This window comes from Intrasporangium oryzae NRRL B-24470, assembly GCF_000576595.1.
Lineage (GTDB): Bacteria > Actinomycetota > Actinomycetes > Actinomycetales > Dermatophilaceae > Intrasporangium_C > Intrasporangium_C oryzae.
On sequence record NZ_AWSA01000128.1, the window covers coordinates 1 to 482 of the forward strand.

The window sequence follows — 482 nt, forward strand, 5'->3', positions numbered from 1 at the left end:
GACTTGATCATGGGCGCCGGCAACCAGTCCGCGATCGGCACCCTGGTCGAACGCGCCACCCGCTACACGATGCTGCTGCACCTGCCCAACGGGCACGACGCCGAGCACGTCCGCGACGCGTTGACGGCGACGATCTCGACGCTGCCCCAGCACCTGCGTGGGTCCCTGACTTGGGACCAGGGCGCCGAGATGGCCCGCCACCGTCAGTTCGCCATGGCCACCGACATGGCCGTGTACTTCTGCGATCCGTCGAGCCCTTGGCAACGCGGCACCAATGAGAACACCAACGGTCTGCTGCGCCAGTACTTCCCAAAGGGCACCGACCTAAGCGTGCACGGACCCCAAGACCTTGAGCACGTCGCCCAGGAACTCAACGCCAGACCACGCAAAACGCTCGACTGGGCTACCCCAGCCGAGCGTTTGCGTGATCTACTCACCAGCTAAAACCGGATCGGTGTTGCGATGACCCCTTGAATCCGCCC

1 protein-coding gene is annotated in these 482 nt (G+C 64.7%); it reads left to right on the top strand.

What is annotated here, in order from left to right:
• Nucleotides 1-444 (top strand): IS30 family transposase (locus tag N865_RS21360; protein WP_034810300.1); only part of this gene is annotated, 444 nt, incomplete at its 5' end.
• Nucleotides 445-482: the final 38 nt, after the last annotated feature.